General features: G+C 35.9%; 13 protein-coding genes. 8 read left to right on the forward strand and 5 right to left on the reverse strand.

Annotation, left to right across the window (positions count from 1 at the left end):
- Positions 1 to 100 precede the first annotated feature (100 nt).
- Positions 101 to 1,462 (forward strand): signal recognition particle protein, encoded by a 1,362-nt coding sequence (ffh, locus tag RHP76_RS04705; RefSeq protein ID WP_062675013.1) that lies wholly within the window; start codon positions 101 to 103, stop codon positions 1,460 to 1,462.
- A gap of 80 nt (positions 1,463 to 1,542) precedes the next feature.
- Here ffh and RHP76_RS04710 read toward each other — a convergent pair whose 3' ends face one another.
- From RHP76_RS04710 to RHP76_RS04730, 5 genes are all read right to left on the reverse strand, one after another.
- A complete protein-coding gene (locus RHP76_RS04710) occupies positions 1,543 to 2,205 on the reverse strand; it encodes an OmpW family outer membrane protein (protein WP_311229598.1) in 663 nt (220 codons plus the stop codon).
- An 84-nt stretch (positions 2,206 to 2,289) separates the two neighbouring features.
- Positions 2,290 to 2,946, reverse strand: coding sequence for an outer membrane protein (locus RHP76_RS04715; RefSeq protein WP_311229599.1), 657 nt, complete (start codon positions 2,944 to 2,946; stop codon positions 2,290 to 2,292).
- A 460-nt stretch (positions 2,947 to 3,406) separates the two neighbouring features.
- Positions 3,407 to 3,907, reverse strand: a complete 501-nt coding sequence (locus tag RHP76_RS04720; RefSeq protein ID WP_079241869.1) for a hypothetical protein — start codon at positions 3,905 to 3,907, stop codon at positions 3,407 to 3,409.
- A gap of 133 nt (positions 3,908 to 4,040) precedes the next feature.
- Positions 4,041 to 4,703, reverse strand: a complete 663-nt coding sequence (locus tag RHP76_RS04725) for a porin family protein (RefSeq protein ID WP_120231366.1) — start codon at positions 4,701 to 4,703, stop codon at positions 4,041 to 4,043.
- Positions 4,704 to 4,820: 117 nt separating this feature from the next.
- Positions 4,821 to 5,780, reverse strand: a complete 960-nt coding sequence (locus RHP76_RS04730; RefSeq protein ID WP_002979097.1) for a PhoH family protein — start codon at positions 5,778 to 5,780, stop codon at positions 4,821 to 4,823.
- Between the two features lie 133 nt (positions 5,781 to 5,913).
- Between RHP76_RS04730 and RHP76_RS04735 the strand changes: the two genes are divergently transcribed.
- The 7 genes from RHP76_RS04735 (at position 5,914) to rplI (ending at position 11,822) form a co-directional block, all read left to right on the forward strand.
- Entirely contained in the window at positions 5,914 to 6,741 is an 828-nt protein-coding gene (locus RHP76_RS04735) for an SAM hydrolase/SAM-dependent halogenase family protein (RefSeq protein ID WP_062675025.1), read from the forward strand.
- A 63-nt stretch (positions 6,742 to 6,804) separates the two neighbouring features.
- Positions 6,805 to 8,112: a dihydrolipoamide acetyltransferase family protein gene (locus RHP76_RS04740; RefSeq protein ID WP_311229600.1), complete on the forward strand. Its 1,308-nt coding sequence runs from the start codon at positions 6,805 to 6,807 to the stop codon at positions 8,110 to 8,112.
- Positions 8,113 to 8,374: 262 nt separating this feature from the next.
- A complete protein-coding gene (locus tag RHP76_RS04745; RefSeq protein ID WP_131797521.1) occupies positions 8,375 to 9,010 on the forward strand; it encodes a hypothetical protein in 636 nt (211 codons plus the stop codon).
- Between the two features lie 41 nt (positions 9,011 to 9,051).
- Positions 9,052 to 10,437 carry a chloride channel protein gene (locus tag RHP76_RS04750; protein WP_311229601.1) on the forward strand — a complete coding sequence of 462 codons (1,386 nt, stop codon included), beginning with the start codon at positions 9,052 to 9,054 and terminating at the stop codon, positions 10,435 to 10,437.
- 100 nt (positions 10,438 to 10,537) lie between these two features.
- Entirely contained in the window at positions 10,538 to 10,879 is a 342-nt protein-coding gene (gene rpsF, locus RHP76_RS04755; protein ID WP_311229602.1) for a 30S ribosomal protein S6, read from the forward strand.
- Between the two features lie 32 nt (positions 10,880 to 10,911).
- The gene (gene rpsR / locus RHP76_RS04760; RefSeq protein WP_002979091.1) at positions 10,912 to 11,214 is read left to right on the forward strand and encodes a 30S ribosomal protein S18; all 303 of its coding nucleotides are present in this window, start codon (positions 10,912 to 10,914) and stop codon (positions 11,212 to 11,214) included.
- A gap of 110 nt (positions 11,215 to 11,324) precedes the next feature.
- Positions 11,325 to 11,822: a 50S ribosomal protein L9 gene (gene rplI / locus RHP76_RS04765; protein WP_047429787.1), complete on the forward strand. Its 498-nt coding sequence runs from the start codon at positions 11,325 to 11,327 to the stop codon at positions 11,820 to 11,822.
- Positions 11,823 to 11,982: the final 160 nt, after the last annotated feature.

Consider the following 11,982-nt stretch of genomic DNA (forward strand, 5'->3'; position numbering starts at 1 on the left):
CTTTGTAATAATATTACGTATATATATAATATTACGTGTTCAAACACTTTGGATATCCTAAAAATTCCTTATTTTTGCAAACCTATAATTTACAATAAATATGTTTAATAGTTTACAGGATAAATTAGACAAGGCATTACACAATATTTCCGGAAGAGGAAAAATTACTGAAATCAATGTGGCGGAAACCGTAAAGGAGATCCGTAGAGCATTGGTAGATGCCGACGTTAACTATAAAGTTGCGAAAGATCTTACAAAGAGAGTTCAGGATAAAGCATTAGGAGAAAACGTTCTTACTTCCCTCACTCCGGGACAGCTGATGACGAAAATTGTTCATGATGAACTGGTAGACCTAATGGGAGGTTCTCAGGAAGGAATCAATCTTTCAGGAAAACCTACTGTAATCCTTATTGCCGGTCTTCAGGGATCTGGTAAGACGACTTTCTCAGGAAAGCTTGCTAATTATTTACAGACAAAAAGAAATAAAAAACCATTATTGGTAGCATGTGACGTATATCGTCCTGCAGCAATTGACCAGCTGAAAGTATTGGGTGGACAGATCAAAGTTCCTGTTTATACCGAAGAAGGCGCTACCAATCCATCTACTATTGCTGAAAACGCGATCAATTTCGCAAAATCAAACGGTCATGATGTTGTGATCGTGGATACAGCAGGTCGTTTAGCTATTGATGAGCAGATGATGAACGAGATCAAATCCGTACATTATTTCATCAAACCTCAGGAGACTCTTTTCGTAGTAGACTCCATGACAGGTCAGGATGCTGTGAATACAGCAAAGGCATTCAACGATGCTTTGAACTTTGACGGAGTTGTTTTAACGAAACTAGATGGTGATACTCGTGGTGGAGCGGCTTTAACGATCCGTTCTGTTGTTGAAAAACCAATCAAGTTTATCTCTACAGGAGAAAAAATGGAAGCTTTGGATCTTTTCTATCCGGAAAGAATGGCGGACAGAATCCTGGGAATGGGAGACGTTGTTTCCTTAGTAGAAAGAGCTCAGGAGCAGTTTGACGAAGAAGAAGCTAAAAAACTTCATAAAAAAATTGCTAAAAACGAGTTCGGTTTTGACGATTTCCTTAAGCAGATCAATCAAATCAAGAAAATGGGTAACATGAAGGATTTGATGGGAATGATTCCTGGAGTTGGAAAAGCGATTAAAGACGTAGAAATCAGTGATGATGCATTCAAGCATATTGAAGCCATCATCTACTCTATGACTCCTGAAGAAAGAAGAAGACCTTCTATCATCAATACACAGAGAAAAGGAAGAATTGCTAAAGGTTCCGGAAGAAAAATCGAAGATGTGAACCAATTGATGAAACAGTTCGATCAGATGGGTAAAATGATGAAGATGATGCAGGGACCTCAAGGAAAGCAAATGATGCAGATGATGAGCAAAATGCCGAATATGCCTGGAATGGGTGGAATGTTTGGAAAATAACAAAAGAACATATTCAAAATATAAAATCCGACTCAAAATTAGAGTCGGATTTTTGTTTTTCTTATCTTTAAATAAGCTGATTATTTATCAGATTTCTGAGCCTTTCCTTTGATAAAATAAGAGAAACCAACGTTAACCCCGAAAGTTTTAATATTCGTTTTAACATCAGTATTCATAATAGTTTCTTTATTTGAAAACTGATCATAGGAAATACCCAAATTGATTCCTAAAGACTGAGTCGCCATATAAGTTACCCCTCCTTTTACTCCCCACGCCAAACCGTCCGTAGTATTCTCTGTATCCTGCATTAATAAAGGATCAACCCCTTCATTATTGATATTACTATTATAAAAAGAATATTTCGTCTTATTGGATGCATATCCAATACCTGCCCCTAAAAACGGCACAAGCTTGCTGGAATTGGTAAAATAATAAGTAGCTGTAGGCATTACAGAGAACGTAGAATTTGTAGATTTAACACCTTGATATTTAGTAGTAGTATTAAAGTACCCTAAGTTGATACCAACTGCTAATTTATCAATAACAAAATACCCTACAGAAGGTGTAATTGAAAATGAGTTTACTTTAGGTCCGTCAACAGAGTTTCCTCCTACTTTTACCGTAGTTGTAGTGTTGTTAAAACCCATCCCAGTGTTCCCACTGATCACCCAGTCCCCTTTAGTCATTTGAGCATTAGAAAGCCCGAAAAGTGCCACTGCACCTGCTAATAATAGTTTTTTCATGGTTATTATATAAAAAAAATGTTTCCAAAAATACAAAAAAACCCCGAGAAAATCTCAGGGCCCTATTGTTATATGCTTTGTTTATTATTTTGCAAATACATATTTAACTCCGAAAGTTACAGAAGATAAATTCAATCCGAAGTTGTAGTTGTTTGTAGCATCACCATCTTTTGGCTTGTAGTTGCTATAACCGAACTCACCGATAGTAGCTTCGATAGACCAGTTTTTGTTTAAGAAATAATCTAAACCTGGCTTAACAGTTACACCGATTTGAGTGTATTTAGCTTCAGTAGAAGTAGAGTTAGAAATTGTAGTGTTTCCAGCTGTAGTTACAGAGCTGTTTTCATTTTCAGTTTTTCCAAACTGCATTGGAACAGCTAATTGTCCGAAGATATACAACTTGTCAGACAAAGTCCAGTATTTTCTTACGAATGGAGCAACAACGAAAGCTGGTTGCTTAATTACATTTTCGCTTACAGTTGTAGCGTTTCCGATAGTTGTAGTCGTAGTAGTTGTAGTTTTTTCAGTTTGGTATCCTACACTTAATCCGATTGCTAAGTTAGTGTTAACGAAATATCCAACTGTAGGTAATACGTTGAAGTTTTCAGTTTTAAGGTTACCGTTGTTAGTTTCTACTTGAGAATAACCAACAGATCCTGATAAATATGTAGTTCCTTTAGCAATCTGAGCGTTTGACAAACCGAAAAGTGCAACAGCACCCGCTAATAATATTTTTTTCATTTTAAAAAATTTTAATACTTTCTGAGGGCAAATTTACAGTGGTCACCACTAATATTAAAATTTGTTAATGTGATTAATATCATTGTTAAAATTTAGGGTTTTGTAAAAATAAATCCTAGTTAAGAGATGTTATTGAGTTTTTCACAATATTATGAATAAAAAAATTATTTTTTTTCAACAACACTCAAATATATTTACTTTTTTAAATTTTCTGATTTTTTCTAAAACCTCATGAATCCTGGAAAAATGATAAAATTAATTAACCTAAATTACTAATTTTAAAGTTATTAACTCTTAAAATTTAAACAATCGTTTATTATTTAAGACTATTTTCACATATTTCTAATCGTTATACATCCACTCTATTAAAAATTTCTGATCAGAAATCCGTATAGTCTATATATAAGTAATCAAAAAACTCCGGCCAAAGGCCGGAGTTTTCATATGCAATTGCTTTTTCTTATTTCAAGAAGAAATTATAACCAATGTTAACAGCTCCTACATTCCAGCTATAGCTTCCCCATCCCGGTAGGTCACGCTTATTGCTGATAGATTGGTAACCGATGTACAACTCCCCTTTAGACATTTGATATCCAAATTTAGGCTGTGCATAGAAACCGCCATCTACTCCATCCTTTGTAGAAATACCATATCCAAGATCTAACCCTACAAAGATTGGAGCTCCTTTAAATCTATATTTCCCGGAAACAGCTACAGGAACAAATCCGAAATCATCAAAGTGATCTTTTCCGAAGAAATGAGAATATCCTGTGGTTACCCCAAGGTCAAGACCTTTAGCAATATTCCACATATAAGCTGCATCTACTCCTAATGTAAACGAAGATACATCACTTGCATCTGATACAGGAACACCAATATGTCCACCGATTTTAAAACCTTCCTGCGCCTGAGCAGCACCTCCTAAAAGTGCAAAAGCACCTAGTAATAATAGTTTTTTCATTTTTTTAGTAGCTTTGAATTACTGTGCAAAAGTACTAATTATTTTTATCATCAGAATAAACTGCCCTATAACAGGAAAAGCAGAACAAAATTTGTCCTGCTTTATATTATTAATTGGTTCTAAAATTTCAGAATTAGTTTCCTCCGAATTTGAAACCTACACCCACCTGAGCAAAGCTGTTTTTTACAGATCCTCCGCTGTTGTCATTGGATAGGTTGGATACTCCTAAACTGTATCTTGCATCAAAGAAAAGTCCGTTTTCCAGCATATATTCAACACCTAAGAACGGAGCAAGGTTCAATGATTTGATATCTTTTTTAATATCTACATCACCGCCTTCACCTTCCATTTCTACATCAAGGAAATCTGAACCGATGACAGTCTTTTGTTTAGCGGTAAGAATGATCCCTACATTAACACCTGCAGCTACAGAGAAACCTTCTGTAATAAAGTATTTTGCAGAAACAGGAACTAAAAGAGTCCCGAAAGTTACTTTAGTAGACTCCCCAAAATACATTCCTCCAGCGTTTACTCCGTCAATCTTTTCTTTAGCTCCAAGCGGTGAATACAAAACCTCTCCCTGAACAGCAAAGTTATCATTGAATTTGTACTCAGCCATTCCACCGATATAGAAGGTATATTTAGGAGACATTTTTCTTCCGTCAAGATCATCTTGCTTATCGTCTAGTTTAATAGTAGACATTGCGAAACCGGCTTTTGGACCAAATCGAAATTCCTGTGCGTTGGCACAAATTCCCATAGCAGCGACCGCTGCAACAAGTAAAAGTTTTTTCATGTTTAGTTAGTTTTACATTTAAGGTGTGCAAAACTAACTATTTTTTTCAAATTAACAAATTTTAACCAACTTATTTAAGGTTAATAAAAGGTTAATGGAAACTTTTACTCATTTTTATTAGTCGTTTCTTAGTCTTTTCTCTTCGTCGTTATAAGCAAGGATAATCTTTCTTACTACAGGGTGTCTTACCACATCTTCTTCTGTAAGATGTACAAATCCGATTTCTTTTACCCCATTTAAAATTCTCATGGCCTCTTTCAATCCGGATTGTTGATTTTTCGGAAGGTCAATCTGGCTTGGATCTCCTGTGATAATGAACTTGGCATTCATTCCCATTCTGGTAAGGAACATTTTCATCTGAGCATGGGTGGTGTTCTGTGCTTCATCAAGAATCACAAAAGCATCATCCAGTGTACGCCCTCTCATGAAGGCCAATGGTGCCACTTCAATTACTTTCTTCTCCATGAAACCTTCCAGTTTCTCATGCGGAATCATATCACGAAGCGCATCATACAAAGGTTGTAAATATGGATCCAGCTTTTCTTTAAGATCACCTGGAAGAAATCCCAGACTCTCCCCTGCTTCTACAGCCGGTCTTGTCAGGATAATTCTTTTTACTTCTTTATCTCTCAAAGCTCTTGCTGCCAACGCAACGCTGGTATATGTTTTTCCTGTACCTGCAGGTCCAATGGCGAAAACCATGTCCTTTTTCTCCGTTTCCTTTACAAGCTTTTTAAGATTGGTCGTCTTAGCTTTAATAACTTTTCCGTTGACTCCTTTTACAATGATATCCTGATCGAATACCAGTTGCTTCTCATTTTCGTCTTTAATATTCAATATATTTTCAACATCTTTCAGCCCTATTGAATTGTTTTTGGAGATAAAACTTACAATATCATCCAGTTTTTGTTTCAGTATGTCTAAAGCTTCCTGATTTCCCATGGCAAAGATAAAATGATCTCTTCCTGTAATTTTAATGGTTGGAAAGCTTGATTTTATTAAGTTGAAATATTGGTTATTAACTCCATAGAAGATTTTCGCATCGATATCTTCCAAATCATATGTTAATTCAAACATGCAGTATTTTTATTTTTAGATTTTAAAATTAAAGCTTTTTTTCAAATTTATATCAAATTCTTTTCAACAATCTTTCGGGCTTTCTTTTTATTTTAAATAACTTTGCAATACTACACTATTCTATAAATTGCTCATGTCAATTATTACCCTTACTTCGGATTTCGGAAATTTAGATTACAGAGTTGCTGCTGTAAAAGGCAAAATTCTGTCTCTAAACCCTGAGGTTAATATTATTGATATCACCCACGAAATCCAGGCATTCAATCTTATACAGACTTCATATATTGTAAGAAATGCTTATAAATATTTCCCTAAAGGAAGCATTCACATTCTTTCTGTAGACAGTTTTTACAGCAAATCAAGAAAGAATATCCTCTATAAAGCAGACGGATCTTACTTCCTGGCGGCAGACAACGGCCTTTTGAGCCTTATATTTTTTGATATTAAACCGGAAGCCATCTACGAACTTACGCTGAACAATCGTTTTGATGACGTTATCAACTTTACTTCTACAGACATTTTTGTTCCTGCAGCAGTGCATCTTGCCAATGGCGGACTTCCTGAAGTCATAGGAAGGAAAATAAGCACCGCAAAACAACTTATGTTTCCACGAGCGGTTTATAATGAATCGGAAGGGATGATTATTGGTGAAGTGACTTATATTGATAATTTCGGAAATATAATATCAAATATCAATAAAGATTTTTTTGAGAACATCAGTAAAGGTTACAACAGTTTTACCATAAAATTCAGAAATTTAAGCCTTTCAAGAATATTTTCCAGCCATACAGAAGTTGTTTCAGACTGGAAAAGGGAGACCGAATTCCACGGACAGTCTGCGGCAATATTCAATGATAGTCAGTTATTGGAGCTTACCATCTACAAAGGAAGCAAGAAAAACGGTGCTAAAAGCCTGTTTGGACTGAATGTGGGAGAAAATATTTATATCGAATTCAGCTAAGATTATATATTTCTTAAAAAAACCGATTTTTTTTATATATTTGTCAAAATCTAAAAATCAAAAATGGCAGAATACAAATTATTGCTTCCTTCCATGGGAGAAGGTGTTATGGAAGCGACAATTATCACTTGGTTATTCAATGAAGGTGATAACGTAAAGGAGGATGACTCCGTAGTAGAAATTGCAACAGATAAAGTAGATTCAGACGTACCGACACCAGTTTCGGGGAAAATTGTAAAAATTTTAAAGCAAAAAGATGAAGTTGCAAAAGTAGGTGAAGCCATTGCTATTTTAGAAATTGAAGGAGAAGGCGCAGCTTCAGAAGAAGTAAAAACTGAAACTCCGGCGGCTACTCCGGATGCTGAAACTTTAAAAACGATTGAAGAGCCTCTACAAACAGTAGCTGCTTCAAACGTAGAATTCTCAGGAGATCTTTATCTGTCTCCACTTGTAAAATCTATCGCACAACAGGAAAATATTTCTGAAACTGAACTGAAATCTATCAAAGGAAGCGGTTTAGAAGGAAGAATTACCAAAGAAGATATATTAGCGTATGTTGCTAACAGAGGAAGCAAGCCAGCTCAGCAGGCTGCTCCGGTACAGACAGCTTCAGCTCCACAACCGGCAGTATCAGCTCCGGCAGCTACTATTCCGGTAAGTACAGGTGATGAGATCATTCCAATGGACAGAATGAGAAAGATCATCGCTGAAAACATGGTGAAAGCAAAACAAATTGCTCCACACGTTACTTCTTTCATTGAAACTGACGTTACCAACGTGGTAAAATGGAGAAATAAAAACAAAGCTGTATTCGAAAAACGTGAAGGTGAAAAACTGACTTTCATGCCTATTTTCGTAAAAGCGGTAGTGAAGGCAATCCAGGATTTCCCAATGATCAATGTTTCTGTAAATGGTGAAAACATCATCAAAAAGAAAAACATCAACATCGGTATGGCTACTGCCCTTCCGGACGGAAACCTTATTGTTCCAGTTATCAAAAATGCAGATCAGTTATCTCTTTCAGGGCTTGCAAAAGCAATCAATGATTTAGCTTACAGAGCAAGAAACAAGAAATTGAGACCAGAGGATACTCAAGGGGCAACATATACAATTTCTAACGTAGGAAGCTTCGGTAACCTTATGGGAACACCGATCATTCCTCAGCCTCAGGTAGCTATTTTAGCAATCGGAGCAATCGTTAAGAAGCCTGCAGTTCTTGAAACAGCTGACGGAGATGTAATTGCAATCAGAAACTTAATGTTCATGTCTCACTCTTATGACCACAGAGTGGTAGACGGTTCCCTAGGAGGAATGATGCTGAAGCATGTTCACGACTACCTTGAAAACTGGGATCTGAACACAGAAATATAAGTAATGAAATAATCAGTAATAAGTAATTTTACTTATTGTTGATCACATAAAATGAAAACCTTCGGTTAAATCGAAGGTTTTTTGTTTTTTTACTACTTAAGCTTAACAACGTCCTAAACACTAAATATCTCATTGAATAAATACCAAATATTCAACAAAATTAATAATTACCTATCAAATCATCAATTATTTAAATATTTATATACTGTACTAACTTTTTTGGAAATTAGATTGATTAGCATTATTTTTAAACAAAATATTATTGAGAAAAATGGATCCGGATTACAGGAAATATGATGTCACAAGGTTTTTTGATTTCACAGAACAGGATGAAAAACTCATTACTGAAATCTATGATCTGCTTTCTCTATCGTACGATATTACTGTCATTGATGTCAAAGAGTCCCCATATGAACAGTTCAGCTCTTTTGATATGTATCCGTTATTTATTCCACGTATCTGTTACCTGGTGAAGGATATGAATAACAGCAATAACTCTTTCTATCTTTTTATCGTCAGTAAAGTGGGAATAAATTCCAAAGGCGGACGTTTAGATCGTAAATATGACACTATCCAGCTTTGGGGATTAAAAAAGCTTGAAGAAGATTTTGGGTATATTTCCATTAATAAAAAGAAGCTAATGGATAAGATTGCAGGAATCTTCAACAGTTTCTCTATTAATTTTAAAGATCCTGACTTTAAAGATTTTTATGTCGTGGGAAGTGATTCGTTTAAAACCATGAGCTTTTTAACCCAAAAAAGAAAAGAAACAATAAAAAGCTTCTCTGATGAAGGCTTTAAGCTTGAAGTCAGAAACAGCATTTTAAGTTTTGGTATACCTGATATTCTTACGGTTGAAAATGCTGAAATCACCTCAAAGTTTTTAAACGAAATATAATTTCCAAAATTTACCGTAATTTCATCCCTCAAAACCTGCAGATGCTGAAAATTTTTGCCCTCATAAAAAGATCCCTCAAAAATTCTTTCGACAATATCCGGAATGAACAGCTTAAGCATAATCTGCTTCAGGCCATTCCCTTTTGGATAGGATCTGTCATAACAGGCTTTTTTGCTGTCATGTACGCACAGGTATTTGCATGGGGTGAACATCTCATGAATTTTATTTTTGACTGGCATGCATGGATGATTTTCATTATTGCTCCCATAGGATTTGTATTATCGTGGTGGCTGGTGAAAGAATTTGCTCCCAATGCCAAAGGAAGTGGTATTCCGCAAGTGATGGCAGCTGTAGAACTGGCTAACCCGAAAGAACATAGGAAAATCCGGAATCTTTTAAGTATTAAGATTATTTTTTTCAAAATACTTTCTTCCGTGATCCTCGTAATCGGAGGAGGCGCTGTAGGACGTGAAGGCCCTACCATTCAGATTGCGGGTTCAGTTTTCAGAAAAGTGAATGAATACCTTCCCGAATGGTGGCCAAAGATTTCCAAAAAAAATATGATTATGACGGGAGCGGCAGCAGGACTTGCTGCAGCGTTCAATACTCCGTTGGGAGGAATTGTTTTCGCTGTGGAAGAGCTGTCAAAAACCCATATCAATTACTTCAAAACAGCTTTGTTTACGGCGGTAATCATTGCAGGTCTTACAGCACAAACATTGGCAGGATCTTATTTATATCTGGGATATCCGAAGACCAATGATGTTTCCTTAATGGTTATGCTTCCGATCATACTAGTTGCTGCTACTGCTGGCATTATGGCCAGCCAGCTAGCTGTTACCATGCTTAAAATCAATAGCTGGAAGAAGAAAAAACTGAAAACAGATAAGGCCAATGTGATATTCCTGGTAATTTGTGCATTAATTATTGCCTCGATTGCTTATTTTATCAACAGAGAAGTACTGGGCTCCGGAAAAGAAATTATGGAGCGTGTCCTTTTTACCAAAGATAAGCACGAAGACTGGTATGTTCCTATCCTCAGAATGCTGGGTCCTGCCCTTTCCTTTACTTCCGGAGGTGCCGGCGGAATTTTTGCTCCGGCTCTTACTGCGGGAGCAAGTATAGGTTCTGTTATTTCAGGAATTATTCATTTAACACCCAACGAAACCAATGTGGTGATTCTGGCAGGAATGGTTGCTTTTCTTACCGGCATAACAAGGGCTCCGTTTACTTCAGCCATTATTGTACTGGAAATGACGGACAGACATTCCCTGATATTCCATCTGATGCTTGCCGGAATGATCTCTTCTATTGCTTCCATCCTGGTAAGCAGACATTCTTTGTATGATGTTTTGAAGGTGAATTTTCTGACGGAAATAAGAAGCCAGGATGAACAGAATGCAGGAATTCATAGCAAAGGGGAATAATTAATCTCAGGAATCATCAACTATTTCACAGATCTCTTGCATATAAGAAATATATTTTCTACTTTTGCACCTCGAAATAATTAACAAATTTTTTAACATTATGAACAATTACGAAACTGTTTTCATTTTAACTCCCGTTCTATCTGAGGCACAGGTAGAGGAAGCAGTGAACAAGTATGTAGATCTAATCAAAGAAAAGAACTGCGAAATCGTTGCTAAAGAAAACTGGGGATTAAAAAAATTAGCTTACCCGATTCAATTGAAAAAGAATGGGTTCTATACTTTAATCGAATTTAAAGGAGAAGGTACTGTAGTTGCTGATTTAGAATTAGCATTTAAGCGTGACGAAAGAGTAATCCGTTACCTTACTACAAAACTTGACAAGCACGCTGTAGAGTACGCTGTAACAAGAAGAGCTAAAGTAAAAGCAGCTACAGCTTAATTATTAACCCTATTTTTTAAAAAAGACAAGACATGGCAATAGATGAAATGGCTAAACAAGCCTCAGCAGGAGGAGAATCAGAAGTAAAATTCCTTACTCCACTTGATATCAATACAAAATCTGAAAAGAAATATTGTAGATTCAAAAAATACGGAATTAAGCACGTTGATTACAAAGATGCTGATTTCTTATTACAATTTGTAAACGAGCAAGGTAAAATTTTACCAAGAAGATACACTGGAACATCTTTAAAATACCAAAGAAAAGTTTCTGCTGCTATCAAAAGAGCAAGACACCTTGCTTTACTACCATACGTAGCTGACTTATTGAAATAAGACAAAAATAAATAAGAGAAGAGGTTTTTCCTCTTCTTTTGTTGCTGAATACATCATTAATTCTAACTTGATTTTAGATACAACCTAAAATCTTAAAAAGGACAACAACAATGGAAATTATCCTAAAAAAAGACGTAGAAAACTTAGGACTTGAGTTTGATACAGTAAACGTAAAGCCAGGTTATGCTAGAAACTTCTTAATTCCTCAAGGAATTGCTCTTTTAGCTACGCCTAAAAACAAAGCTGCTTTAGAAGCTACATTAGAAGCTAGAAAAGAAGAAGAAGCTAAATTAATCGCTGCTGCTAACGCTGTAGTTGAGCAATTGAAGAAAACTTCTATCACGATCCCTGCAAAAGTAGGTGCTGGTGACAAATTATTCGGATCTATCAACAATGCTGATCTATCTGCTGCTTTAGAAAAAGCTGGTGTTTCTGTAGAGAAAAAATACATCAAAATTCCTGGTAACACGATCAAGAGAACTGGTAAATTCGCAGCTCTTATCAGACTTCACAGAAATGTTGAGTACAACTACGAGTTTGATATCGTATCTGATGCTCCAGTGGAAGCAGCTCCTAAAAAAGAAGAAGCTAAAACTGAAGAAGCTTAATAAGCAACTGAGAATTTCTCACAATACAAGACCACTTCAATTTATTGAGGTGGTTTTTCTTTTGTATAGGGTGACTTTGAAGTAAGATTGATATTAACTACCCCGTCTTTTTGCCTTGCAAAAATCCACCCCTTCAGGGAAGGGGAATATAGGAAATCTT

The sequence above is a fragment of the Chryseobacterium sp. SG20098 genome (assembly GCF_031844745.1).
GTDB classification, from domain to species: Bacteria; Bacteroidota; Bacteroidia; order Flavobacteriales; family Weeksellaceae; genus Chryseobacterium; species Chryseobacterium cucumeris.